The organism is Gallibacter sp. Marseille-QA0791, assembly GCF_965119705.1.
GTDB lineage: Bacteria > Bacillota > Clostridia > Peptostreptococcales > Anaerovoracaceae > Lentihominibacter > Lentihominibacter excrementipullorum.
Genome location: NZ_CBCPMH010000001.1, coordinates 2,266,966 through 2,292,207, shown reverse-complemented (window position 1 = coordinate 2,292,207; position 25,242 = coordinate 2,266,966). Strand labels below are relative to the sequence as shown.

22 protein-coding genes and 1 riboswitch are annotated in these 25,242 nt (G+C 48.0%); of the genes, 4 read left to right on the top strand and 18 right to left on the bottom strand.

The window, feature by feature from the left end:
• Positions 1 to 86: 86 nt before the first annotated feature.
• The 3 genes from ACQY69_RS10575 to metK form a co-directional block, all read right to left on the bottom strand.
• Positions 87 to 1,595, bottom strand: a complete 1,509-nt coding sequence (locus ACQY69_RS10575) for an IMP dehydrogenase (protein WP_428260483.1) — start codon at positions 1,593 to 1,595, stop codon at positions 87 to 89.
• Between the two features lie 120 nt (positions 1,596 to 1,715).
• Entirely contained in the window at positions 1,716 to 3,032 is a 1,317-nt protein-coding gene (locus tag ACQY69_RS10570) for an aspartate kinase (RefSeq protein ID WP_428260482.1), read from the bottom strand.
• Positions 3,033 to 3,072: 40 nt separating this feature from the next.
• Positions 3,073 to 4,269 (bottom strand): methionine adenosyltransferase, encoded by a 1,197-nt coding sequence (gene metK, locus ACQY69_RS10565; protein WP_428260481.1) that lies wholly within the window; start codon positions 4,267 to 4,269, stop codon positions 3,073 to 3,075.
• A 62-nt stretch (positions 4,270 to 4,331) separates the two neighbouring features.
• Positions 4,332 to 4,439, bottom strand: a riboswitch (SAM riboswitch).
• A gap of 190 nt (positions 4,440 to 4,629) precedes the next feature.
• Here metK and ACQY69_RS10560 point away from each other — a divergent pair.
• Entirely contained in the window at positions 4,630 to 5,574 is a 945-nt protein-coding gene (locus tag ACQY69_RS10560; protein WP_428260286.1) for a DDE-type integrase/transposase/recombinase, read from the top strand.
• Positions 5,575 to 5,686: 112 nt separating this feature from the next.
• Complete coding sequence (locus ACQY69_RS10555; RefSeq protein ID WP_428260480.1) at positions 5,687 to 6,883, top strand: hypothetical protein; 1,197 nt, start codon at positions 5,687 to 5,689, stop codon at positions 6,881 to 6,883.
• Here the strand turns inward: ACQY69_RS10555 and ACQY69_RS10550 are convergent.
• Positions 6,867 to 7,949 carry a serine hydrolase domain-containing protein gene (locus ACQY69_RS10550; protein ID WP_428260479.1) on the bottom strand — a complete coding sequence of 361 codons (1,083 nt, stop codon included), beginning with the start codon at positions 7,947 to 7,949 and terminating at the stop codon, positions 6,867 to 6,869. The genes ACQY69_RS10555 and ACQY69_RS10550 overlap by 17 nt on opposite strands.
• Positions 7,950 to 7,952: 3 nt before the next feature.
• Entirely contained in the window at positions 7,953 to 9,023 is a 1,071-nt protein-coding gene (locus ACQY69_RS10545) for a serine hydrolase domain-containing protein (RefSeq protein ID WP_428260478.1), read from the bottom strand.
• A gap of 96 nt (positions 9,024 to 9,119) precedes the next feature.
• Here ACQY69_RS10545 and ACQY69_RS10540 point away from each other — a divergent pair, with 96 nt between their 5' ends.
• The gene (locus ACQY69_RS10540; RefSeq protein ID WP_428260477.1) at positions 9,120 to 10,250 is read left to right on the top strand and encodes an aldo/keto reductase; all 1,131 of its coding nucleotides are present in this window, start codon (positions 9,120 to 9,122) and stop codon (positions 10,248 to 10,250) included.
• Between the two features lie 132 nt (positions 10,251 to 10,382).
• Here ACQY69_RS10540 and ACQY69_RS10535 read toward each other — a convergent pair whose 3' ends face one another.
• The 6 genes from ACQY69_RS10535 to ACQY69_RS10510 form a co-directional block, all read right to left on the bottom strand.
• Positions 10,383 to 10,895: a flavodoxin family protein gene (locus ACQY69_RS10535; RefSeq protein WP_428260476.1), complete on the bottom strand. Its 513-nt coding sequence runs from the start codon at positions 10,893 to 10,895 to the stop codon at positions 10,383 to 10,385.
• Positions 10,896 to 11,102: 207 nt separating this feature from the next.
• A complete protein-coding gene (locus ACQY69_RS10530) occupies positions 11,103 to 11,633 on the bottom strand; it encodes a flavodoxin domain-containing protein (RefSeq protein WP_428260475.1) in 531 nt (176 codons plus the stop codon).
• Positions 11,634 to 11,867: 234 nt separating this feature from the next.
• Positions 11,868 to 14,114 (bottom strand): hypothetical protein, encoded by a 2,247-nt coding sequence (locus tag ACQY69_RS10525; RefSeq protein WP_428260474.1) that lies wholly within the window; start codon positions 14,112 to 14,114, stop codon positions 11,868 to 11,870.
• A 441-nt stretch (positions 14,115 to 14,555) separates the two neighbouring features.
• Entirely contained in the window at positions 14,556 to 15,842 is a 1,287-nt protein-coding gene (locus ACQY69_RS10520) for a saccharopine dehydrogenase NADP-binding domain-containing protein (RefSeq protein WP_428260473.1), read from the bottom strand.
• A 130-nt stretch (positions 15,843 to 15,972) separates the two neighbouring features.
• Positions 15,973 to 17,508 carry an AraC family transcriptional regulator gene (locus ACQY69_RS10515; RefSeq protein WP_428260472.1) on the bottom strand — a complete coding sequence of 512 codons (1,536 nt, stop codon included), beginning with the start codon at positions 17,506 to 17,508 and terminating at the stop codon, positions 15,973 to 15,975.
• 302 nt (positions 17,509 to 17,810) lie between these two features.
• A complete protein-coding gene (locus tag ACQY69_RS10510; RefSeq protein WP_428260471.1) occupies positions 17,811 to 18,524 on the bottom strand; it encodes an N-acetylmuramoyl-L-alanine amidase in 714 nt (237 codons plus the stop codon).
• Positions 18,525 to 18,712: 188 nt separating this feature from the next.
• On the opposite strand from ACQY69_RS10510, the gene ACQY69_RS10505 reads away from it, so the two are divergent.
• Positions 18,713 to 19,969, top strand: coding sequence for an alanyl-tRNA editing protein (locus ACQY69_RS10505; RefSeq protein ID WP_428260470.1), 1,257 nt, complete (start codon positions 18,713 to 18,715; stop codon positions 19,967 to 19,969).
• Between the two features lie 55 nt (positions 19,970 to 20,024).
• Here ACQY69_RS10505 and ACQY69_RS10500 read toward each other — a convergent pair whose 3' ends face one another.
• The 7 genes from ACQY69_RS10500 to ACQY69_RS10470 form a co-directional block, all read right to left on the bottom strand.
• A complete protein-coding gene (locus tag ACQY69_RS10500) occupies positions 20,025 to 20,882 on the bottom strand; it encodes a prolyl oligopeptidase family serine peptidase (protein ID WP_428260469.1) in 858 nt (285 codons plus the stop codon).
• Entirely contained in the window at positions 20,879 to 21,412 is a 534-nt protein-coding gene (locus tag ACQY69_RS10495; RefSeq protein WP_428260468.1) for a dihydrofolate reductase family protein, read from the bottom strand. The genes ACQY69_RS10500 and ACQY69_RS10495 overlap by 4 nt, the downstream gene beginning before the upstream one ends.
• Positions 21,413 to 21,487: 75 nt before the next feature.
• Positions 21,488 to 21,637 carry a hypothetical protein gene (locus tag ACQY69_RS10490; protein ID WP_428260467.1) on the bottom strand — a complete coding sequence of 50 codons (150 nt, stop codon included), beginning with the start codon at positions 21,635 to 21,637 and terminating at the stop codon, positions 21,488 to 21,490.
• Positions 21,634 to 22,647 carry an aldo/keto reductase gene (locus tag ACQY69_RS10485; RefSeq protein WP_428260466.1) on the bottom strand — a complete coding sequence of 338 codons (1,014 nt, stop codon included), beginning with the start codon at positions 22,645 to 22,647 and terminating at the stop codon, positions 21,634 to 21,636. Before ACQY69_RS10485 ends, ACQY69_RS10490 begins: the two co-directional genes overlap by 4 nt.
• Before the next feature lie 49 nt (positions 22,648 to 22,696).
• Positions 22,697 to 23,308, bottom strand: a complete 612-nt coding sequence (locus ACQY69_RS10480; protein WP_428260465.1) for a flavodoxin — start codon at positions 23,306 to 23,308, stop codon at positions 22,697 to 22,699.
• 15 nt (positions 23,309 to 23,323) lie between these two features.
• Positions 23,324 to 24,211 carry an alpha/beta hydrolase gene (locus ACQY69_RS10475; RefSeq protein ID WP_428260464.1) on the bottom strand — a complete coding sequence of 296 codons (888 nt, stop codon included), beginning with the start codon at positions 24,209 to 24,211 and terminating at the stop codon, positions 23,324 to 23,326.
• A gap of 120 nt (positions 24,212 to 24,331) precedes the next feature.
• Entirely contained in the window at positions 24,332 to 25,231 is a 900-nt protein-coding gene (locus ACQY69_RS10470) for a LysR family transcriptional regulator (RefSeq protein WP_428260463.1), read from the bottom strand.
• Positions 25,232 to 25,242 lie beyond the last annotated feature (11 nt).

Sequence of the window (25,242 nt, the reverse complement as noted above, 5' to 3'; positions counted from 1 at the left end):
TCCGCTTCACGGTATCGGTCTGTCGGCTATGCCCCCGTGAAAAGCAACGACCCGCCACGATTACCGTGCCGGGTCCGGTGTTCAGGCTATCTGTTGTTATTTCCCGATGTATCCTTCAGGATCACATCGTGGGCTCCGCCCTCCACGATGCTGGTAGCGGAAACGACCGTCAGTTTCGCGTTTTTCTGCAGGTCAGGTATGGTCAGAACTCCACAGTTACACATGGTGGACTTCACCTTCTGCAGAGACTGCCTCACGTTATCGCTGAGAGGGCCTGCATACGGAACGTACGAATCGACGCCTTCTTCGAAGGACAGCTTGCTGTCGCCGCCCATATCGTAACGCTGCCAGTTTCTCGCTCTGTTAGATCCTTCTCCCCAGTACTCCTTTACATAATTGCCGTTTACCATCAGCTTTGCCGTAGGAGACTCATCGAACCTGGAGAAATATCTGCCCAGCATCAGGAAATCCGCTCCCATGGCGAGAGCCAGCGTCATATGATAATCATATACGATTCCTCCATCGGAGCAAATAGGTACGTATATGCCTGTTTTCCTGTAATAATCGTCTCTGGCTTTTGCCACTTCTATGACCGCCGTCGCCTGACCTCTGCCGATACCTTTCTGCTCTCTTGTTATGCAGATAGAACCTCCGCCGATACCAACCTTTACGAAATCAGCGCCCGCGTCGGCGAGAAAATTGAAGCCTTCCTTATCCACAACGTTACCGGCGCCTATCTTCACGCTGTCTCCGTACTTGCCGCGGACGAAATCCAGCGTTGCCTTCTGCCATTCGGTGAACCCTTCGGAGGAATCTATGCAGAGTACATCAGCTCCCGCTTCCACCAGAGCAGGGATCCTCTCCTCATAGTCCCTGGTATTCACGCCTGCACCCACTACATATCTCTTATGTTCGTCGAGCAATTCATCAGGATACGCCTTATGTGTATCGTAGTCTTTGCGGAAGACAAAGTATGCCAGTCTCTGATTCTTTCCTATTATCGGCAGCGCGTTCAACTTATTGTCCCAGAGGATATCGTTGGCTTCCGAAAGAGTCACGCCTTCCTCCGCATACACCAGCTTATCGAAAGGCGTCATGAAATCGCATATCCTTTCATCCAGGGACATCCTGCTTATCCTGTAATCTCTGCTGGTCACCAGACCTACCATCTTTCCCTCGGCTGTACCGTCTTCCGTCACCGCAGTGGTGGAATGTCCCGTTCTTTCCTTCAACGCCAGCAGGTCTCTCAGCGTCTGATCAGGCCTGATATTGGCATCGCTCGTGACGAAACCGGCCTTATGAGCCTTGACCCTCCTGACCATTTCAGCCTGCTTCTCTATGGTCTGAGAACCGAATATGAACGATATTCCCCCCTCCTTGGCAAGGGCTATGGCAAGTTTTTCTCCTGAAACCGCCTGCATTATAGCCGATACGAGAGGAATGTTCATTGTTATAGCCGGCTCCTCTCCCTTTCTGAATTTAACTACCGGTGTCTGTAGAGAAACGTTATCGACCCTGCATTCCTTTGAAGAGTACCCCGGTACCAGAAGATACTCGTTGAATGTTCTGGATGGTTCGTCAAAAATATATGCCATAGTTACCTCCTGCGTTCTATTGTGATTATAATATTACATTTTATCTCAAATCCTTCGGATTTACAATTCAAATCATCAATTATATACGGATTATACAAAGATTATACGCAAGCTTCACTCTCAGGACACGAAAGCCCTGTATATGGCCTTTATCGCTGTTTCAAAATCCTTGTTCTCGACGCCGACGATTATGTTCATCTCGCTGGAGCCCTGGTCTATCATCCTGATATTCACGTTCTCCTGTGCCAGTGCGACGAACAGCTTCGCCGCCACACCCGGTCTGTAGGACATGCCATGTCCCACGGTGGCTATGAGAGCCATGTCTTCAAAGACCTCTATGGTATCAGGCTTCAGCTGGCGCTCGAATTCCTCCACGATCTCATCCAGTCTGCCGTCGATACCATCGTTATCCAATACCACCGACAGCGTATCCACACCGCTCGGTATGTGTTCGATAGGAACGTCGTAATCTTCCAGTATCCCGGTCATCTTCCTGATAAAACCCCGTTCACTGCTCATCAGGTTCTTGTACATGGCTATTACGGTAAAATCCTTGCTGCCCGCGATACCGGCGATGATCTGTCCTTCCTCCAGCTGACCGGGCTCCGATGTTATTATGGTTCCCGGATCCTGCGGTCTGTTGGTGTTTCTGATATTGATAGGTATATTGGCAACTCTGGCAGGATATATAGCGTCCTCGTGAAGCACCGACGCACCCATATAGGAAAGCTCTCTCAGCTCTTTATATGATACAGTGCTTATAGGCTTAGGATTATCGACTATCCTCGGATCGGCCATCAGAAAACCCGATACATCCGTCCAGTTCTCGTAAACATCCGCCTCTACAGCTCTGGCTACCAGCGCTCCTGTTATATCGGAACCGCCTCTTGAGAAAGTCCTCACGCTCCCATCTACTTTCGAGCCATAGAAGCCAGGTATCACAGCCTTTTCGTGGTTTGCCAGCTCCTTCTTTATCTCCTTGTTGGTAAGCTCTTCCATGAACCTTCCCTTTTCATCGAATTTGACCATTTTAGCCGCATCAACGAAATCGTAGCCCAGATACGCCGCGATTATCATGGCGTTGAGGTATTCTCCTCTGCTGGCTATATAATCAGCGCTGGCTCCGTCTTCCAGATTCTTCTTTATTTCGTCGAATTCCCTGTCCAGGTTCACATCCACGTCCAGGTTGACTCTGACCGCCATGAACCTGTCGCGTACCACCTGAAATATCTGCTGATACGGTATCTTGTGCTCGATATGAGTCTTACACAGATACAGCAGATCCGTTATCTTGCTGTCTTCGGAAAATCTCTTCCCCGGCGCTGATACGACTACATACTTTATTTCTCCATCATCTTCTATTATTTTTCTTATCTTCTCTATCTGCAGAGCGTCCGCCACCGACGAACCTCCGAATTTCGCCACCTTAACTCCCATCTTTACCAAAGCTCTCCTTTCGACTTTCCTTTCTCTGAAACTATATATCTGCGGCCATTCTCAATTTATCGGCTCTGTCGGTCTTTTCCCACGGCACGTCTATATCAGTCCTGCCGAAGTGACCGTATGCCGCCACCTGTCTGTATATCGGTCTTCTCAGATCCAGATCCCTGATGATAGCCGCAGGCCTCAGATCGAAATTTTCCTCGACGATCTGTGCCAGTCGTTCATCGGAGACCTTTCCCGTGCCGAAAGAATCGACGAATATGGAAACCGGCCTGGCTACACCTATAGCATAGGCCAATTGTATCTCACACTTCTTCGCAAGCCCTGCCGCCACCAGGTTCTTAGCCACATATCGAGCCGCATAAGCAGCTGAACGATCCACCTTTGTAGGGTCCTTTCCGCTGAAAGCCCCACCTCCATGACGCGCATAGCCTCCGTAAGTATCCACGATTATCTTCCGTCCTGTAAGACCCGAATCTCCATGAGGGCCTCCGATGACAAATCTGCCCGTAGGGTTTATGAAATATCTGGTCTCATCATCCAGCAGAGCTTCATCCACCACCGGCTTCACCACATGCTCTATCAGATCATCCCTTATCTGTTCCAGAGTCACGTCAGGGTCATGCTGCGTGGAGATCACTATGGTATCTATCCTCTTTACCTTATCGTCGTCGTATTCCACGGTCACCTGCGTTTTTCCGTCCGGCCTCAGATACGGCAGCGTGCCGTCCTTCCTCACCTCCGCCAGCCTTCTGGCCAGTCTGTGGGCCAGCGATATGGGCAGCGGCATCATCTCCGGAGTCTCGTCGCAGGCAAAGCCGAACATCATACCCTGATCTCCGGCTCCCGTCTCATCGGTCATCTCCGCTTCATCGGCAAGCTCCCCGTCCTTATATTCCAACGCCTTGTCTACTCCCATGGCTATATCCGGCGACTGTTCATCTATGGCGGTCATTATCGCGCACACATTACCGTCAAATCCATATTCACCGCTGTCGTACCCTATGTCACAGATCACATCTCTGGCCAGCTTCTGTATATCGATATAGCATTCTGTGCTTATTTCCCCCATGACCATCGCGTATCCGGTATTAACAGTCGTCTCTGCCGCCACACGTCCCTGGGGATCCTTTTCCATTATGGCATCCACTATGGCATCCGATATCTGATCGCAGATCTTATCGGGATGTCCCTCGGTTACCGATTCCGATGTAAATAATTTCTTCATCATTGACCTCCATAAAATAAAATCTCTTTCCAGAATCAGAAAGAGATATTGTTATCATTATTCTTTCCTCATCTTTCAGATAAAAATCTGTAGGATTTGGCACCTTCCATACTCCATGTACAGGGGTTGCCGGGTTTCGCTGGGCCTAGTCCCTCCACCGCTCTCAATAAGGATATCATTCAGTTTTCCACATTTAATTATATATGAATTAGATGCTATGTCAATAGGCGGCTCTAACTTTATTTCCCTTGTATGTAGGATTACAATACATATGTTACAAGTGAATAAATAAAAAGCGATAGGTTCACTTTGTGTTATATTTGAATCACCACAAAACAAAAATACATAAAGGAGCATCCTCGCATGGCAAGTATAACACAGGATATGAGATACCGTCTATCACTTATTAAATACGCTGAACGTTATGGAGTCACCAAAGCAGCTATCAAATACAAGACTAACCGTCAGTATATCTATCGTTGGAAAGCTCGCTACGATGGCTCCTGGGATTCCCTGCGCGATCGTTCCAGACGTCCTCATTCCCATCCCAACCAGCATACTCCCGAAGAGCTCAAACTTATCCGGGATATGCGCAGGAGGAACCCTCACACAGGTCTGGTCGTCTTTTGGGTTAAGCTTACACAGCGCGGTTATTCACGCTCCATCACAGGTCTTTGGCGTGTCCTCAAAAGGCTTGATATGGCTCCTCAAAAGCTTCCAAACCCGAAATACACTCCTAAGCCTTATGAACAGATGCTGTACCCCGGTCAGCGTGTGCAGATCGACGTGAAGCACGTACCTTCTTCCTGCATGGTCGGCGATGTGAAAGGAGAAAAATTCTACCAGTATACCGCTATCGACGAGTTCTCGCGGTTCCGTTATGTAGAAGCCTTTCAGGAAGCATCCACTTATTCATCTGCAGTATTTCTGGAGCATATGCTGAAAGCCTTCCCCTTCAAAGTCCAATGCGTCCAGACGGATAATGGATTTGAGTTCACAAAACGTTTTGGTAACAGCAAGGCAGACAATGATCTCACGATGTTTGAGAAAAAATTGAAAGACCTTGACATTCAACATCGTAAAATCAAGCCCTTCACCCCCAGACATAACGGCAAAGTAGAACGCTCCCACAGGAAAGACAATGAGTACTTTTATGCAGCTCATCGCTTCTATTCATTCGAAGATTTCAGCAGACAACTCAAAGTCCATAACAGGCGATACAACGACTTTCCCATGAGACCTCTTGGATGGCTCTCTCCCAGACAGACCTTGCTTAATTTTTTAAATGACGGTGTAACATATGTTTGACAAACCTACACGGCTCTAACTTTATTTCCCTTGTATTTTTCCCAAAATGGGTTATACTTTCTGTATCGGACGCATAATACTTGCAGCAGAAAATATCAACGAGGTACACGATTTGAGCAAGCCTAAACTGACAGTTATAGAAGGCGGCCTCTCCGCCTCCATGGAAAACCGTGACAAATATTTCGTCTCAGCCTATGTCACCAACACCCGACTGATGGGTGTGCTTTCAGTATATGCCAGATGGAAGCTTTCCGACACGGAACCGGAGTATGATCTCCATCAGTTTTTTTACATAGACTGCGAAGAAGCGGGGCTGGAAACTTATAAGTCCATATTCGGCAACGACCTTGAAGAGATCAGCTACATAGAGCAGAGTCTCATCGGAGGCCTGGGAGCAAAAAAGATCAGTCTTTCAGAGACCCGTCTGAAAGGGCTCATGACGTACTACAAGGAATTCAATCAGACCCACGACCTGCCGCTTCCGGAAGGCTACGATGAATACAGCTTTCTGCTGGAACCGGCCACAGTCCTGTCCACCGAAGAAAAGGAAGCCCTGATGCATGATATCTGCGGCGATATGGTCTCCGACTACCAAACCATAAATTATTTTCTGATGCGCTGCTTCGGGAAAGATCATGAAGGGGCCGCCTATCTGGCGGAAGCCGGCGTCCCTCTCGATACCTATGACAACTATTTCCCCGCCACCTTCTGCAAGAATGTCATAGATACCGAGCGTGCCTACGAGGACGGAGCGATCTCCTATCTGTGCGAATCCCTCATAGAATCGGCCAACAGCTATGAAACGGTCATCTCCAAAGTGGTGGTGAAAGATCTTCGTGTAGTGGACTTCAAAAAATGTTCGAGCTTTGCCGTCAGCACCGCGGAAGCCGCGATGATGTTAGCAAAGCCCGAATTTGTAACAGTTTACGAAGTCCTCCTGTCAGATGAAGATATGGAAAACAATATAGGCGAACTGACGATCGACCTCAATACCATCATGACATCTCATGAAAACGGCCGGATGTTCATGGCCTTCAAAAAGAATAATGACCACGTCAACGAGCGAGTCTTCCGTCTCAACAATGATGTCAAAGGCGTGTATTTCCTGACGGATTTCGGCCAGCTGATAGTATCAGCCTACAGCCTGTCTGACATCAGATATCTGGAAAACAAACTGAAATCCAGCATGCTGGCGCCGTTTCTCATGATAACGTCCAAATACGAATTCAAGGAATCGGTACTCTTCGAGTTCATCCAAAGCGATTTTGAAGACTTCGAGGATTTTCTCAGCTTTATAAGGAACGAGTGACTTCCTCAAAGGCAGCTTTATTTATCCGTTTTACAGGAGCTGCCGAAACATTGGACAGGACGGCTATGGTCATATCCAGCTCAGGACACATCCAGAAACTGGCTCTGAACCCGATGTCTGTCCCCTCATGGCCTATCAGATGATGCCCGTCCTGCTCCCTCATGAACCATCCCAGACCCATCTTTTCCCCATTGTTAGGTACTGTCGCATAGTCCTGCCACATTTTATCATAGGTTTCATCGGAAAAAGCCTTCCTGTCGAGATTGAAACGTCCCCATTTGAGCATATCCGCCACATTAGTAGTGAGAGTCGAGCTTGGAGCGTGCTGCCTGCTGTACGGATAGTACTTCGCCATTATGAAGTTCCTGTTTTCATCTCTCTCGTGAGGCATCGCCATCCTCAGCTTGTCTATGTCCTCCAGCTCAAGGCTCCCATCAGTCCTTTCTATGGTAAGGACAGTGGTGTTGTCCATCCCTGCCGGTAAAAAACAGTTTTCCTTGATGAATTCGTTGAAAAGCTTTCCCGACGTCTCTTCTATCACAGCGCCCAGCAATTCATAGCCTATGCTGCTGTATATGAAGCCTCCCGTGCCAGGCTCGCATAACATCCTTCCCTTCATCACCTCATCAGACGTGACATATCTCTTTATGGAGCCTGGATCGACCACTTTTTCTGACCATTTTTCTTCCCAATCCTCCACCGGTACATCATGCATCCCTGACGTATGACACAGGAGCTGATACAGTTTTATGCGCTGACATCGCTCATCCTCCATTTCCCAATAAGGCAGCAGATCCACCAGTCTGTCGTTGAGATCTATCTTTTTCTCATCTACCAGTTTCATGATGCCCATGGCTGTCATCATCTTGGACGCCGACGCACAGTGGTAGACATCGTCCTTATCTATCGGATCCTTTGTCAGATAATTCCTGTAGCCTCTCGCTCCCGTAAACCGCTCATCTCCTACCATGACTCCGAGAGCGACGCTGGGAACGTCGTAGATCTCCATCGCTTTGTCGAGAAATGCCTCGCATATTTCGTTAAGTTTGAATCCTTCCTTCGCCATCACTCAAATCCTTCCTTTCACTACAGCCTCATACAACTTTTCATTCAGCAATTCTATAGGTGCCTCCGTCGTATTGGACAATATCACAGCCGCGGCATCCGCCTGAGGACACATCCAGAAACTGGTCCTGAATCCCACGTCGCCGCCCTCATGGCCGATGAAACGCAAGTCGCCCTGCTTCCTCACGAACCAGCCCATACCCATTTCCGCACCTTTATCCGGAGCGTCTACCCGCTCGGTCCACATCTTCTCGTAGGCTCCCGGCGACACTGCCTTCTTCTCCATATTGAACCTGGCCCACTTCAGCAGATCTCCCACCGTCGACGTCAACGTAGAGCTGGGAGCGTGCTCTCTTGAATACGGATAGACGCTTTCCAGCGCCAGCTTCCCGGCGTTCTCGCGCCTGTGAGGCATAGCCATCCCCGCCTTGTCCACATCGCTCAACGTAAGACTTCCGTCGGTCCTCTCGAATGTCAGGAACGTGGTGTTTTCCATGCCAGCAGGCTTTATGAGATTCTCCGCGATAAAATCCTCGAAATCCATACCGGAGATCTCCTGTATTATCAGTCCCAGCAGATCATAACCCAGATCGCTGTAGAGGAAGACCCCTTCGTCCGGATCACTGCTGAGGATCATCTCCCGCACTTCTCGGGAAAGAGCCTGCTCCTTCAGCGCTCCTGCTCCGGTTTCATGAGACGTCCAGTCCAGCTCTTTCACATCGTGTATCCCTGCGATGTGACTCAGCATATGATGTACTCTTATCTTCTCGCATCGTTCATCAGCAATTGACAAATAAGGCAACAAATCGACAAGTCTATCCTGTAAATTCAGCTTTTTTTCATCCACCAGCTTCATGATGCCTGTCGATGTGAAAGTCTTGGAAATCGAAGCGCAGTGAAAAACCGCGTTTTCCGAAAGCCTGTCGGCAGCTTCGGTATTTCTGAAGCCGGCTGCCTCTGTGAAGACCTGTTCTCCTTTCATCACTCCCACAGCCAGTCCCGCCATATGGGACAGATCCGCACATGAAAGGATCTCCTCACATATCCCCTTGAGTTTATCCCTCTCTTTTATCATTGAAATGCAGCTCCTTTTTAAGTATACTTATGGTATATAATACCATAGAAGTTTGTGCTTTCAATGAATTAATTGGTTATACAGGAGAGTGAAGCAATGCGGTACAGAATATTCAACAAGATAAACGAAAAGGTTTCACTGCTGGGGATGGGAGCTATGAGACTGCCGGAAACAGCAGACGGAGAAGTGGACGAAAAGGAAGCGATTGACATAATAAGATCTTCTGTGGACTCAGGAGTCAATTATGTGGACACGGCCTACAACTACCACGGCGGAAAGAGCGAGGTCATCGTGGGAAAAGCTCTCAAAGACGGTTATCGTCAGAAAGTACTGCTGGCCGACAAAATGCCCATATGGATGGCCAAGGATGAAGCTAAGATGAAGGAAATATTCGATACGCAGCTTGAGCGTCTCGATGTGGACTGCATAGATATGTATCTGGTCCACAGCGTCAATGTCCCCAACTGGAAACGAGCCAGGAAACTGAATCTGCTGCCGTTCCTGGAAGAGATGAAAGCCCAGGGAAAGATAAGGTACATCGGCTTCTCCTTCCACGATTCATATGAATTGTTCGAAGAAGTCCTTGGAGCGTATCCGTGGGATTTCTGCCAGATACAGCTCAACTACATGGACAAGGATCTTCAGGCCGGGGTCAAAGGGCTGAAGCTGGCTTCAGAGAAAGGTCTGGGTGTGATAATTATGGAGCCGCTCAAGGGAGGCAAGCTGACCAGTAACATCCCTCCCGCCATACAGGAGCTGTGGGACAGCGCTCCAGTCAAAAGGAGCTCCGCCGAGTGGTGTTTCAAATGGCTGGCCCGCATGCCGGAAGTGACTCTTATGCTGAGCGGCATGAGCTCAAGGCAGCAGCTCGAAGAAAATATAAAAATAATATCATCGGAAGATCTGGAACAGCTCTCAGCTGAAGAGCTGGCTGTCATCGATGAAGTTTCGGCCGAATACAACAAGCTGATAAAGTATTCCTGCACCGGCTGCGAGTACTGCCTGCCATGTCCTCAGAAGCTCAACATTCCGGACCTCATCGAGTATTTCAACGAGTGGAACACCTACGGCCACAACCCGGCGACGAAGATGGAATATACTCAGTGGGTCGCCAAAGGCCACCACGCCTCCGACTGCGTCGGCTGCGGTTCCTGCGAGGAAAAATGTCCTCAGCACCTGCCTATCATACAGGCGCTGAAGGAGACAGCCGAGACTTTTGGAGTGTAGATGCTTATCAATTGATATCTGTATCAAAAAGAGCTGCCATGCAGACCCTGAGCAGATCCGCAGATCACCATCGTGATCTGCCTGCCCGGCATGACAGTTCTTTCTTTTCCCGGCTTACATGCTTCTCCCGGCTTACATGTTCTTTCCCAGCTCGCGACATTTATCGAGAGCCTCGTCCGTTCCATTCTCCGGATCCTTTATCATAACTACTCCGCGATCCTCGAGGCCCATATACCCCAGTATCCCTTTATACTCGCCTATAGCTCCTTCGTAGACATCAGGCGACATAGAGGTCAGCATCATAGCCGCCTTTGTAGCTTTAGGAGGATGATCGATGGCGTATATCCTCTGTATAGCCGCCTGTATCTGAGCCGTCAGCGTAAAATAATATATCGGTGACGCCAACACGAGAGCATCGCACTCCTTGAGAGCCGGATATACCTTGGTCATATCGTCCTTCTGTACACACTCTCCGTCTCCCTTCGTGTGGCAGTATTCACACGCTAAGCACCCGGCGATCTTCATCTTCCCTACATTGAGGACAGTCACCTCATGGCCTGCTCCCTCAGCACCTTCCTTGAAGGCTTCCACCATAGCTGTAGTGTTCACGTTGCGGGGACTGCCCGCCAAAACCGTTATCTTCATACCCTTTCCTCCTTATTTTATCATCAGGTTATACCTGTCGGGATTTTCCCCTTTATTTTACACCCTGTAGGATATTTTGTCAGCCCATTGGACAGCTCGCTTCGGATTTTATGGCTGCATATTTTTTGAAAATATCAGTGATTCACGATATTTCCATACACCTCTATAAAGTATTCTCCCAATATCGATAACGCCAGCTCGAAAAGATTACTCGGCCTTCATATATTCCATCAGCGGCTCCAGATACTTCCTGTCCGTCCAATCGCAGCTCTTCCCGATAGCCGACATCAGCGCTGTCATCCACGGTTCATACTCTGACGGGTCTTCCTTGGCTACCATCTTCTGGAGCATCTTGCACATGGTCCTGTCCTTGAAGCTCATCTTGCTTTCATCCCAGGCTCCTCTTCCGTAAAATAGCGGTACTCTTTGAAGCTCCCCTTTCATATTGCGTGATTTGACTTCTTCTATGGCCTTTTCGTCAAAGGGAGATGCTCCGACGCAGAAAACAGCCAGCTTTTTACCGGTCATCCCGCCTATGTTCTTCTTAAGGATATCTATTCCTGCGATTCCGCTGGCGTATATACCACCAGCCAATATTATACGGTCATGTTCCGCCAGCATAGACTTGTTGAAGCTTCCCGCGTCGATGATATCGCAGTCAAGATCCGCCTTCAGCATATTGGCGTATTTCTCAGTGGCTCCGTATTTCGATTTATATATGACTAATATATCGCTCATTTTCTCTCCCTCTCTATTATTGAAACATATCGTCACGTCAGTCACAGGCTATCATAACATCCAACTGCCTGCAATAAGGTTTACACGGTTTTAACACCTTCTTCGCTAATTTTCACAATTGGGCGCGCGCCTGCGGTCTTCCCCTATGCTGTCTCCGCTTTGCCTATAACAGTATAAAAAAATACCCTGTGAGGTCATCACAGGATATTTTTCATTATCGGTCGTTTATCGTATCTACTGTGCTTTTTTCCTTCTGCTGTATACTGTCGCACCCAGTGCTCCCGCTATCGAAGCCATCAGCAGTGCCAGCCATAATGTCATATCGCTGTCATCGCCTGTTCCCGGACCGCCTGAATTTCCCTTATCGGTATCAGTCGTCCCTGCCGGCACATAATCCGGGTCAGCCGCTCCGCATACGGTACATTTGCCGTCTTTGAAAACATGGGCGGTTTTGGCGATGACCGTGCCTTCTTCAATGGTCTTGCCGCAGATCTTGCAGACTTTATCTCCCGTATATCCTTCACTTGTACAGGTTGCCTCTTTTGCTCCTACGATTCCAAAAGAGTCATGCCTGTCAACAATGAAATGGCTCTCTGAATCTGCAAAGACCACATCTGATTCATTTACAGATACCATCCTTGCCTTATCAGGGTCTGCGACAGTGCCTTCAGCTTCATAATATCCGGCTTCCTGAACCATTATATCTGCTTTGGTTCCTGTCATAGCCAAAGTTACTATACCCTGCTTTTTGTCAGCATCATATCGGCCGTCGCCTATGAGTATATCGCCGTTGCCGCAGTTTTCCTTATCGTCGCTGTAGATAAACTCGCAGTTTTCTATCGTCAGATTGGTCCTTGCACCATCCTGTGCCACAACGCGTACAGGAGCGCCATAGGTTTTTGTACTCACCGCCTGAGGAGAATCGCTGAGAGCGCAATCCTCAAAAACACAATCTTTAAGGGTTATATTCTGAACGCCTTCTGACTTATGGTTGATGTTCAGACCTACGGCTATCTCTTTAAAAGTAGTGTTATTTATTGAAATATCTCCAGCTGCATTGGAATATACTGATGTATTGGCATTGCTTTCAAGCTTTTCATCGCTTCCGTCAAAGCTGCAGTTGTTCAAAGTGATGTTTATCTTTCCAACTTTGTTGTTTGTATTGGTAAAGTATATCCTCTCCATGTTCTGACAGTTTTCAAAGAACAGATTGATCGTGTTGTCAGTATTCCTCTGTCCCCATGCAGCAATTCCGTTCAAGTCGAATACTTTCACGGTAATGTCCTTATCGAGGAAGGAACCGGCATTGCTTTGTTGGCCTGTCGTTCTGTCATACTTATAGGTATCGATCTCAAGATCCCGTTCACCTGCTGAAACATACGCACCATTTCCGTAAATGATGATATTATCAGCCACATGTCCATGGGTCATCGTCCCTACATCAGCCCCAGGTTTGCAGTATATCTTGGCAGTATCCTCAGGAGAGCTCATATAAACGCCTACTAAGGCATCACTCAATGTAGCATAATATTTACCATTATAATATACCGTATTGTCGCCAAAAGATGAATCCGGCAGTACATTGCCTTCAAACCGGTTGTTTTCCTCAACTTCACCAAGGTCTAACACATCCGATGTGATCGTAGTATTGAGCTGTCTGATAACAGCCGCCTCTCCGGTGGAAGAATTGCCGGCAATGGTAATTTTGGCCTTTGAATAATTGCCTTTGGCTGAAAACTGGATCAGGCCACGGGTAAATTGTTTCCCTTCTGCTGCATTAGTATCGATATTGGTGAAAACATTGTTTTCTATAACGATACTTTCCTTGCCGGTCTCTCCTTCAAAGTAGATTCCGCCGCCGCAGTTGTCAAAAGTGCAATCTGTTATACTTGCATTAGGAGAGTAGATGTCTTTGATGGCATATGCATCATAGACATTTTTAAAATCGCACTCTGTAAAAGCGGATTCTCCTCTGCTTCCAAAAGGACTGACAATGACTCCGTCAAAGTCGCAGCCGCTGAAAGACACATTTCCTGTATTCAGCATCTGAAGTTCTGCGTTTTTGATGTTGTCTTCTGAAAAGCTGCCGCCCCATCCGGTGTTGTTCATACATAATGTAAAGTCAGCAGGTTTAAATTTAAAGTTCACATTGGTGATCTTTACATTTGCCTGTCCGTCAAAGACCTGATACTGTGCATTGGGAGCCTGTCCCCTCTGCGGATTGTTACCGTCAGGCTTTTTGCCCTCGCCTTCCAAGAGACAATTGTGGTCTTGCCTGTTATCCGTACAGGCAGATGACGGACTCCATTCAACTGTTACACCTTTTCCGTCATAATCATAGTTTGCCTTTTCTACTTCCTCTAAGAATGTGGCAAAGTCGATCGGACGGCCCGCATCTGACTCATTGGCCAGTGCCGTTGCCGGCATCATGGTAAACACCATCAGCAGTGAAAGCAGACATATAAAAAACTTTTTCTTCACTTCCTTTCATCTCCCTCCGTTTTTTAATGTGTATAGAATAAAATAATTATACCAATTATACCCCCCCCCCGTCAAGTTTTTCATTATATTTATCAAAATGTGTCAAAATGAAGAAAAAATGTTTGACGATACCTTTTAAAAGCAATGCACCCAAGTACGATGATCACGAGATCCTATTGGTGCAAATCCGGCGTTTAAGCCACGTTTTCATGAGTTGATGCACCTATAACTCCGGACAAAAACCTCATCATGGGTGCATATTTCCCCAAATCAGCGAAAAAACTGCACCTATATCCCGTCATATGACGTTCCTATAGGTGCATTCTGCCAATCGTCCTCCCAAAAGCGAAGCGACAAAATCGATATTTTCCGATTAAAAAAGAGGTTGCCGCTCATGCGACAACCTCCATGGTTTTTATATTTAAATGCTCTGCCCCACTCTTATTTGCTTACTGCGTCCAAGAAAGCCTTTTCGTTGAGATCATCCGCATACTCGGAATCCATCTCTCTGATTCCGGCAGGGAATTCATACTTAGCAAGTCTTTCAACGAATGGATCTGGATCGAAGTGCTCAGGACCCCAAGCGCCAGCTTCATTCCAAATTCCCTTAGCGATGAGTTCCATCATGATTACAGGACCTACTGCAGTCTGAGCAACTACTGAGTTAGTAGTGTACTTCTTGATGCATTCCTGATTGTCAGCAACCTGATACAGATATACTGATCTGTACTTTCCGTCTTTCCATCCAGTTACCCAAGTACCTGCGCAGCCCTTACCTGTCATAGTAGTAGTAGCGTCAACCGGGCTAGGGATTACCTTGCAGACGAAATCTCTAGGAGTGATTTCGCTGTCGCCAACCTTGATCTTCGTTCTCTTGTCAGCAAGGCCATACTCCTGAAGAACCAGAAGCTTTCTTCTGAATTCAGCAGGAACACCATACTTGAATGTTACTCTGTTACAGTCGATTTCTCTAGGAACCAGAAGAACTTCTTCGTGTTCTACGTTAACTACTTCCACATCGCCGATTCCGCCAGGGAAGTTGAAGATTTCAGGCTCGGAGAAGTGCTCTGTACAGAACCAGTGTCCATCAGGATACTCTTCGTTCTTTTCCCAGATTACAGGAGGCTGCAGGCACTCTTCGATAGTTGTCCATACTGAGAATCCGAAGTCAGAATCAGTATTTCCGTAGTTATCGCCGTCTCTTACGTCAACTCTGTCGATCTTATCGAAGAGGTGTTTTTCAGCATACTTCGCGAAAACGTCGGCCATACCAGGCTCAACACCGGAACCGCAGATAGCGATCTTACCGGAAGCTTCCCATTCCTTCTGCTTAGCAAACTGGTAGTCGCCCAGCTTGATGTTAGTAAGTTCGTAAGGCTTTTCAGGATGCTCTGTTCCCAGCGTCATAGCGCAATCGAGGTATCCTATCTTTAACTCGAGACAAGTGTCGAAAATCGTTGCGTTCATTCTAGGGTCGCAAGCGTTCATCGCGAAATCGATGTCGTGCTCTTTAACTACAGCCTTGATGCTTTCAGCATCCATTGCGTTTATCTGTGCAGGCACGAATTTGCCGCCGCCGCAGATTTCATTAGCGACTTTCTTTGCTCTTTCAGGATCATAGTCAGAAACAACTACTTTTTCAGCCCAGTCGCCTTCAGCTCCTGCTCTTGCGATGATTTTTGCTGCAGATGTACCAACTCCGCCAGCTCCGATAATAAGTAATTTCATCTCTTTACCTCCATATAATTATTGCTTAAACAATAAGTTTTTACGGTTTATCTCCTATTGAATATGGTATATCCTTTATCTGAAAATTTCAACAACCCCATTGTCCTAAAAAAGTACAAAGTTGCGGTTTTCAAACTTTGTCTATCAAGATCAGTTCGGCGCCGATGCCCTCAAATATGGTCCTCACGCTGAGAGCGTCAGAGCTTATATAACTGCCTGTACTTATATTCCCTTCCGATGTCAGCTTGTTTATCAGATTTTCCCGAACGCTCTCCCTGGCGCCGGAATCCGCCTCGTGGGCGATCTTAGCCAGAAAGCTTTCCTTCCCCAGTCGATATCGTATTATCCTGAAGGTCCCTGAAAGTCCCGTACACCTTACCAGAAATTCCATCTCGTTTTCATAATTCCTCACTATCCTGAGAAGGTCGTCCCGGTTGAGGATCTTTCTCAGATTTCGTCCGGTATTCTCATCGAAGTTATACATCAATATGCTGAGGCTGTCCAAAGCTCCCGGATATTTGCACTTAGTCGAGACGATGTAGTTTTCGCCTGAGGAAATGATGTTCTCCTGCATTTCCATCATCTTCCTGTAAGGCTCGGCCAATACTTTATTGACATCTCTTTCCATTATTTCCGACATTACAGGCGGCTCGCTTTCCACTTCCGCATAGTCATCATAGATATCTATATCGATGATGACAGGCTTGGCCTTGAACTTGTCCGCATAATCGGCATAGATCCCCTTCACCTGTTTTCTTATGGCGCTCTCTATCTGAGCCGGGGTCGCCAGCTTATACTTCGCCTCTATATCGCGGCTTATTATTTTTCCTATATACTTCTTCCTGTATTCCAGTGGATGCATGCCGAACCAGTGCTCAAAATGCTTGATATAGTACCTGACAGCGGAAAATCCGGTTTCTTCCGCGATGGCTCCTATCTTCTTGTTGGTTCCAAGCAGCAGCCGTTCCGACTCCTCGACCCGGATGTAGCTCAACAGATCCTGGAAGCTGAGGCCGGTCGCCTCCTTTATTATATGCGAAAGGTAGTATATACTCAGGTGCTCTCTGTCGGCTATCTCGCTCAGGGTCAGCTTTCTGGTATAGTTATCGTACATGTAGTCAGTTATCCTGTTGAGCCTTCCTGCCAGGATTTTATTTCCCTTGTTCTTCATCTCGTTCTTGAAACGACCGTTTTCCATGACGAAATACTGGAAGTCCGACAGAAGGCAGGCTATCAGATTATGAGTGCTCTCTATGACCTTATGCTCATATCCGTATCCTTTCTGGATGATCTCCATCATGATCTTTGCCAGGAGGTTTCTCAGCACCTCCAGACTTTCATCGCTGTCATCCTCCACATCAGTGACAAAGAAATTATTCTTCAGACTATCGTAATACCTGGAAAAATACGTGAGATCCATCTGAAACATCATCACCAGATTGTCCTCGTCGGTCCTCTGGAAACTATGCATTTCCCTGTCATTCAGAATGAAAATATCGCCTTGCTTGAGATTATAGGTATAATATCCGTTCCGAAGGATGACGCTTCCTTCCAGAACATACACAACTTCCATATCGTCATGGAAATGTATGGGATACTCTTCTATGTTGGCAGTTACTACATTGATCGGCAGCTCATCTTTGTAAATAATTTTTTCTTTAAGCATTTTTCTTCCACCTTCGCATTATGTTTTATGTCAACTTGTGTTCGCTTTTTCCTCGACATCTTTCAACAACCCAATAACTTTTAAAATATCAGCCTTTCAGAAGTTATCCACAAATTTTCAGACATTGTATACAATTTTATCCAAAGGTTGCTGTGGATAATTACTTTTTTGACTTTGTGTATTTTTCAACGTTTTTACCTGTCAAGTGCTTTTTTTGATCCAAAGTTATCCACAGTTTTGTTCTTTTTATTTCATATGAATGAAAATCCCGTAAATTCAACGCTTTCGCGCCGAACATGTAATCATTGACTCAAATATGAACAAATACTGTCACTTAGGTTTCGGGAGATCTTGCTTTGAAATTTTTTATCTTTAAGATTCGACGCATCCTCCGGATTTGACAAGAACCCGCATTCCACTATCACGATCGGAACCGTCACCTCTCTCAGCAAAAACACATCATCTTTTCCCAGCTCGGTTCTTTTCTTTCTGATATTTATCTCGTCATTGAGACCAGCCTGAATAATTTTCGCCGCTCTTTCGCTCTCGTCTACTGCCTCCGGATCTCCGTATAAAGGGTAAAAGACCTGCGCTCCTTTTACGGACGTATCCTGTGTAAAACTATTCAAATGTACGCTGACCGTCAGATCTGCCCCCGAATCTTCTATTATCCTCTTCCTTTCCTTCATGTCCTGGGTCTTAAGACTCCTGATGCTCTCATTCCCAGTCTCCTCGTAAAGACCTTTGTCTCCATCTCTCGTTACGATGACGCGGATACCTTCCGATTCAAGCCGCGCCTTCATTTTCCTGGCTATAGCCAGATTTATATCTTTCTCACTGGTCCCGTCGCCGCTTACAGCCCCTCCGTCCATTCCGCCATGCCCCGGATCCAATACCACCACAGGCTCTGATACACTGTTCCACACATATGATGCCATATCCCTGTAATCCGGGATGCAAAAGACCGTACACATCAGCACCAACGTGACTGCTATTAAAATCCCTTTGCCCCTCATCACGCACCTCACAATCTTCCTCGATAGATTCTATTTTTTCAGGTGCGTCCATATTACAGCAAATTAATAAATTACAACAATATTATAAATCACTTTTTGTAAATTTAACAGCATTTTATTTGACTTTTTTGCACTTTCTGTATAAAATTTTATTAATATACTTGCGGTCAAAAGGGAGTGTTGAAAATATGAAAACAACAAAATTATACCAAAGTGATACATATTTGAAAGAATGGGACGCTTCCGTAACGTCGGTAGAAAAGATCGATAATGCGGATGACCGTTTCATCATCACGCTGGATCGCACCGCCTTCTTTCCCGAGGGCGGCGGACAAAGCTGTGACATCGGTCATATCGATGATCTTGATGTGATCGATGTCCAGGAAAGCGAAGACGGGCAGCAGGTCCTCCACACGGTGGCAGGCGCCGCCGGCAGCGGTATCGCGACCGGAGATACAGTTCACTGCTCCATAGACTGGGAAAGAAGGTTTGATAACATGCAGCGCCATTGCGGCGAGCACATCCTTTCAGGAGTCTTTTACAGTCTCTTCGGCGGAGTCAACAGAGGATTTCATATGGGACATGAATACATGACTATCGATATCTCCCTGGAAGAAGATCCGAAAAAAAAGGACATAACATGGGAAGACGCTCTCGCTGCCCAGCTGGAAGCCAATAAGGTCATCTGGTCAGACGCTCCCGTGACCGTCATACGATTTGATTCACGGGATAAAGCGGAAAAGATGCCGTTGCGAAAAGCGCTGGCCTTCGATGAAGATATTTCAATCGTCTGCGTCGGCTCCGTAGAAAACGCGGCAGACTGCGTCGCCTGCTGCGGGACCCATCCGTCCACAGCCGGACAGGTAGGCGCGATAAAGATATTCAAGGTCGAAAAGTACAAAGGGATGTTCAGGATATATTTCGAAGCCGGGCAACGCGCTCTCGCCGACTACAATGTTAAACACGATATCCTGACGGCTCTTTCCAACAGGTATTCCTCATCCATAGAGGATTTCCCCGAAAAGCTGAAAGCTCAGGAAAAGAAGTTGTCCGCAGTGAAGGACGAATTGTTCCATCTGAAAAAAGCCTATATAGAAAACGAAATAGATAAACTGGATGAGATGATAGGCCGTTCCGCAGAGGAGAACGGCGGGAGCTCGAAGGTCATCGTATATCCTCTTCCTCATCTCTCCATGGATGATGCCTTTACGATGGGAAAACACTATATGGAAAAGACCGACAGACTCATCATGCTCTATTCGGAAAAGGATACATCCTACATACTGGTTTCCGGCGGTATTCCCGACTGCGGTTCTCTCGTGAAAGAATACGCTTCCTTCTACAATGGGAAAGGCGGAGGAAACAAAGTATCCGCCCGCGCCATCTTCTCAGATCAGAAGGACGCCCAACTGTTCGCCGAATTGATCGAAAAGCATCTCCGATGACCGACGGCATCCTTCGCCTTACTGCCAAACGGCTGCTCCATGGATTCAGAGCCAACTATTTATGCTGTGATGTTATCCAGTCGATTATCGCCTGATCGGCAAACAGCACGTTGGCTCCTCCATGATAGTTGCCATAGATACCGCGCTCACTGAAATATTCATCGTCAGGTATCTCCATCTGGAGCACTTCATCTATCTCCGCATCTGAACGGCCCTCATCCAGATATGCCGAGCGGAGCCCATCGTAAGCATCCCGTGCCCGCTGAGATCCGTAATACTCGTCGTTCTCCGCCATGAAAATATAGACAGCGACTCCCGCCTCCGCCACCGGTGCGAATTCGCCATCCCACTGAGACGCGCCATGAAGGTATGCCGCGTAAAGATCCGGCCTCATGGATACCGCCCGCGACATGGTTTCCCCTCCTGCGGAATACCCGGCAGCGTATACCCGGGAAGGATCGACGGAAAAATCATCGATGAAATGCTCTGTAAGCTCCACCGCCTGCCTGGCCGATGTTTCGCCCCAGTCAGTAAGCTGAGCCGAGACGACTATCATGTCTTCATCCTGCTCAGTCCACACGCGAAAGCCATCCCAGTTCAGATTCGCTCCTGACGAATCCTCACCGAACCACATCATATCATATCCCGGCATCGTGACCATCAGAGGATACATCCTGTTTTCATCATAGTCCTCGGGAATATAATAGCTGTAATGTATCTCGCCATCCGCCCCGTCCAAAATCTGTCCGGCGATGATGCCTGTTTTTACCGTTTCACCTGCCGCAGACCGTTCTGCTTCCCCGCTGCCGTCTCCCCGCGAACATGAGCACAGCAAAGCAGCTGTCAACACGCACATCATCAGCAGGATAAGCAGGGACCATTTAAGACGGCCTGCGAAAAGAACCGATTTCATCGTCGATCATCTCCTGTTCCCGAAGCGTCTTTGACACGGATATATCTGATCCACAGGCCATTGTCGCCGAGCCGCTCCGCTTTCTCGAGGGAAAAGGCTTTATTTCCACCCCCGCCCGACATAAAGACGTTCTCAAACAGCGACGCTGATGATCTTTCTCCTTCCACGACAGGAACTGTCACTACGCTCAGCTCATCTATAAGATCTTTTTCAAGGAACGAGCTGTTGGTTATACCTCCTCCGGCCAGCATGAGCCGTTCTATGGAAAACAAAGCCTTCAGCTTTCTCAGAGCGAGACTGCAATCCAGGCTGTCCACACCGGCAAAAATATACGAGACGCTCAGGCTCTCCAGATACTCTGTATAAGCCACCGGCGCTTTTTCAGTCAGCACCTCGATAACATGAGCCCTTGGACGCCCTTTCTTTTCCACGTATCCACCATACCAGCTCAGTATTCCGTCTGCGTCGATGGCGACGATATAGTCATCCGCGTCATTTTCGGCCACGAGATCCTTCGCAGTAAGCCGCATCCTTTTATCCTGAAAATCGCTCACTCTTCCCGACGCGAAAGATTCCGCCGCTGTCCTCGTCCCATACAGGACCGCCTAGCACCCGAATGTGCTCCTGAGATCACCGTATTTTTTTATGCAGCTGGCGCTCTCAGGAGCTGACATGAAGTTCCCCTCTATTTTCCCGTCGATAGGGCACAGCATATGGCATACGACAAAAGGCCGTGATTTTTTATCTGTCATCATTTTGCCTCCTGTTTCTTCACTGTTCCCGTCCCGCCAAACACATCTGACATGGACATATTTTCGAGGGCCTCATCCAGTCTCGCCACCTCGTCTGCCGTAAGCATGATATCTGCCGCTCCGGCATTTTCCTTCATCCTGTCCGGCTTTCGAGTCCCGGGTATTGGCACTATCCACGGCTTTTTACACAGCATCCACGCCATGGATATCTGAGCCGGCGTCGCGTCCTTTTCCTCAGCCATCCCGGACAATAATCCCAGCAGCTCCCTGTTTTCATCTATCGCCTCATCAGCAAACTGAGGCATCGAAGCCCGATAATCGTATTTCCTGTCGAAAGGTTCGCCTTTGGCGTATCTGCCGGTCAGAAACCCGTTGGCCATAGGTGAAAAAGCTACGAATCCTATCCCCAGCTCTTCCAGCACAGGAAACAATTTTTCGTGCTGCCGTGCCATCATGGAATACCTGTTCTGGACCGTAGTCACCGGACACACGGCATTGGCTCTTCTCAGATATTCTTCATCCCCCTCTGAGATCCCCCAGTGAGTTATCTTTCCTTCGCGCATCAGTTCCGACATGACCTGTGCCACCTCTTCCGGAGCCACCTTCGGATCTATACGATGCTGGTAATACAGATCTATGTGATCGGTCCCGAGCCTTCTCAATGAGCCTTCGACCGACTTCCTGACGGTTTCCGGCCGGGAATCCGGGATCAACGGATAAGGGACTTTTCCGCTTTCCATATCGAAGCTCAGTCCGAACTTGGTGGCTATGACAACTTTATCACGCACATGTTCCAGCGCTTCTCCCACCAGTCGCTCGTTGACATGGGGATCATCGGCCGTGCCATATACTTCCGCCGTATCGAAAAAGGTATACCCAATCTCCACAGCCTGTCTTATCCTTTCAACAACTGTCTTCTCATCTGTAGGCGCTCCGTAAGCATGGGAAAAGCCCATACATCCCAATCCTACAGCTGATACTTCCAGATCCTTTCCCAAAAGTCTTTTTCGCATCTCATCATCACTCTTTTCTCAAAACGATCATTCCTATCACTATCCGTTCTTACAGTCCCAGGCTTTCTACCCACCGGTCTACTTCATCCTGACTCACTCCTGAGGAAAACCTCTGACCTTCCAGCCAGTTGCCTGTTCCTGCCATATCCGCCAGCAATTGTCCGCTGTCGCCTATATCCGAGCTGGATGATGTACAAAACGGGATCACAGTCTTTCCTGTAAAATCGTTGGCTTCGATGAATCCATCCACCGGCCATGCGGCGATACCCCACCAGATAGGGTAGCCCACGAATACCGTATCATACGAATCCCAGTTATCCACTGTATCGGCTACCAGCTCCACATCCCTCTGGTCTTCATTGTCGTGCTCCACGGTCACTCGGCTGTTATCGTTGGTCCAGTCCAGATCCTCATCAGTATACGGATCCACCGGTTCCAGTTCGAATATGTCTCCCCCTGTCGCATCAGCTATATACTGCGCTGCTCTCTCAGTATTGCCCGTAGCGGAATAATATACCACCAATGTGTTCCCGTTACCGGAAGATGCCTCCTGTGTATTCTGTCCCGATGCCGCCGAAGTGTCTGTAGAACCTCCGCTGCTGCAGGCCGCAAGCCCTGCTGCCATTACAAAACTCATCAACAATACCGCAATTTTCTTCATCTCAATATCTCCTTTCTACTTTCGATCATTGTCCATCTGCGCTTCCCAGAAATCCATCGCCTCATCAATCCATCCTTCCGCGACTGTTCCCGTCCCCAGCCCGAAACCGTGGCTGAGACCGGGATAATGATGGAATTCCGTCGCGATCCCCAAAGAGCTGAGCCGCCGCAAGCGCCGTTCCATTACCCGCCAGTTGGCTATCCAGTCTTCCTCTCCGACGCAGGCATATGTCGGCGGATCGTTTCCCGTATATTCCGAATGGCCTGTGTACTGCATGATAACGGCTCCCGGACGAGGCAGCACATCTCCTCCGAAGGCAGCCGGCCCATACGATCCCAACCACGCCGCCATACGGCCTCCCGCGGAGCCGCCCCACAGTGAGTAGCAATCTGTACCTGCTTCCAGTCTATCGGCATTTTCGAATATGAAGCTGATGGCCCTGGCCAGATCTTCACAGGCTGTCTGAGCGCCCGGCCTGTATATCAAAGTGAAGGCATTGTACCCTTTCTTCGAAAGTTCCAGCGCGTGCGGGAAGCTGTCCTGCATCGCGCCTACATATGCGAACCCGCCGCCTGCGTTGCATACGGCGAAAGGCGCTCCCGCCTTTCCTTTGAAGAAAAACAACCCTGTGTCTTCCTTTGCCGGGTCATCCGCTTTTTCCTCATCGGTGTATATATCGTAAAACACCGTCTGGCCTGCCGCCGCACGCGCTCTTAGATAATTGGCTATCTCCACGGTCTTGTCCGGATCTATATCGCTATACCATGCCAATCGCAGATCTCCCAGAGTATCGCCGCTGCAATATCCTCTGTCGACCGGGAATATCAGTCTTCCATACTCTCCCAATACCGGATCACTTATCACTTCCGATATCTTCGTATCCACCGTATAAGGCTCATCCATGTTTCCTCTCCACAGCTCTTACACCTCTTCCCTTTTCCTGATTACATAATAAAAAAATCGAGACCTGATTGGAAGTCTCGATTCGTTATCCTGTTTATACCTTAAAGTTAACAGCTGTTTTCAGCGCTGTTGGACCAATACCTTTTCCACCGCTTTGAGGAACCTGCTCACCATCGGCGAAGGTTCAGGCGAATGGAGCAGACCGAACGGAATGGTATATCCCCAGTCCACCGGAAGTATCTTCAAAAGCGGGTGTACATATTTCCAGTTTTCTATAGCCATCAATACGCAATTATTGTTTTCGCACTTATTGAATGCCGTAACATCGTAAAAATCAAAATCCTCTATCGATATCTCAGGATGATTCTCACGCAGATCGTCCCTGAGCATATCCACATAATGGCTCCAGTTGCGGCGCATCAACATCAACGTTTCCCCATGCAGATCATTTACTGTCAATCTTTCCTTAACAGCCAGCCTGTGGTGTATGGACACCGCGCAGCATATGGATTCTCTGGAGATTTCCAGTCCCGCGCAACGCCTCAGCTGGAGCATGGTTTCATCGAAGATACCGGCCACCACATCTATGTTCTGTCCCAGATTGCCCAGGATCTCCCTGGCGTTCTCCGGAGTATTCTCAAAAGGTACCAGCCTGAACTTGATGTCAGGACAATACTCCTGCAGCCTGGGCCAAAGATCTACCAGTATCTGCGCCGGCGTCATCATGGATGTACCGATGCGGATTATCTCTTCGCTCTCCTGCATGGCATTCCTGGCTCTTGTAACGGAATCCTTGCAATACTGGATGATATATTTGGCGTCCTGATAAAGGGACTTTCCGGCTTCTGTCATCTGCAGCCCTCTGTGAGTGCGTATGAAAAGCCTGATATCCAGGTTTTCCTCAAGGAGATTTATCTGTTTTATCACCGCAGGAGGAGAGATGTACAGCCTTTCCGCGGCTTTATTGAAGCTGCCCGCTTCCACGACACAGACAAATGTTTCCAGCTGTGGATTGTACAATTGATATCACC

Excerpts from the sequence above, each read along its gene's own strand:
- ACQY69_RS10575 (WP_428260483.1), bottom strand. The coding sequence starts at position 1,595 with ATGGCATATATTTTTGACGAACCATCCAGAACATTCAACGAGTATCTT.
- ACQY69_RS10570 (WP_428260482.1), bottom strand. The coding sequence starts at position 3,032 with ATGGGAGTTAAGGTGGCGAAATTCGGAGGTTCGTCGGTGGCGGACGCT.
- metK (WP_428260481.1), bottom strand. The coding sequence starts at position 4,269 with ATGATGAAGAAATTATTTACATCGGAATCGGTAACCGAGGGACATCCC.
- ACQY69_RS10560 (WP_428260286.1), top strand. The coding sequence starts at position 4,630 with ATGGCAAGTATAACACAGGATATGAGATACCGTCTATCACTTATTAAA.
- ACQY69_RS10550 (WP_428260479.1), bottom strand. The coding sequence starts at position 7,949 with ATGGCGAAGGAAGGATTCAAACTTAACGAAATATGCGAGGCATTTCTC.
- ACQY69_RS10545 (WP_428260478.1), bottom strand. The coding sequence starts at position 9,023 with ATGATAAAAGAGAGGGATAAACTCAAGGGGATATGTGAGGAGATCCTT.
- ACQY69_RS10540 (WP_428260477.1), top strand. The coding sequence starts at position 9,120 with ATGCGGTACAGAATATTCAACAAGATAAACGAAAAGGTTTCACTGCTG.
- ACQY69_RS10535 (WP_428260476.1), bottom strand. The coding sequence starts at position 10,895 with ATGAAGATAACGGTTTTGGCGGGCAGTCCCCGCAACGTGAACACTACA.
- ACQY69_RS10530 (WP_428260475.1), bottom strand. The coding sequence starts at position 11,633 with ATGAGCGATATATTAGTCATATATAAATCGAAATACGGAGCCACTGAG.
- ACQY69_RS10520 (WP_428260473.1), bottom strand. The coding sequence starts at position 15,842 with ATGAAATTACTTATTATCGGAGCTGGCGGAGTTGGTACATCTGCAGCA.
- ACQY69_RS10515 (WP_428260472.1), bottom strand. The coding sequence starts at position 17,508 with ATGCTTAAAGAAAAAATTATTTACAAAGATGAGCTGCCGATCAATGTA.
- ACQY69_RS10510 (WP_428260471.1), bottom strand. The coding sequence starts at position 18,524 with ATGAGGGGCAAAGGGATTTTAATAGCAGTCACGTTGGTGCTGATGTGT.
- ACQY69_RS10505 (WP_428260470.1), top strand. The coding sequence starts at position 18,713 with ATGAAAACAACAAAATTATACCAAAGTGATACATATTTGAAAGAATGG.
- ACQY69_RS10500 (WP_428260469.1), bottom strand. The coding sequence starts at position 20,882 with ATGAAATCGGTTCTTTTCGCAGGCCGTCTTAAATGGTCCCTGCTTATC.
- ACQY69_RS10495 (WP_428260468.1), bottom strand. The coding sequence starts at position 21,412 with ATGCGGCTTACTGCGAAGGATCTCGTGGCCGAAAATGACGCGGATGAC.
- ACQY69_RS10490 (WP_428260467.1), bottom strand. The coding sequence starts at position 21,637 with ATGATGACAGATAAAAAATCACGGCCTTTTGTCGTATGCCATATGCTG.
- ACQY69_RS10485 (WP_428260466.1), bottom strand. The coding sequence starts at position 22,647 with ATGCGAAAAAGACTTTTGGGAAAGGATCTGGAAGTATCAGCTGTAGGA.
- ACQY69_RS10480 (WP_428260465.1), bottom strand. The coding sequence starts at position 23,308 with ATGAAGAAAATTGCGGTATTGTTGATGAGTTTTGTAATGGCAGCAGGG.
- ACQY69_RS10475 (WP_428260464.1), bottom strand. The coding sequence starts at position 24,211 with ATGGATGAGCCTTATACGGTGGATACGAAGATATCGGAAGTGATAAGT.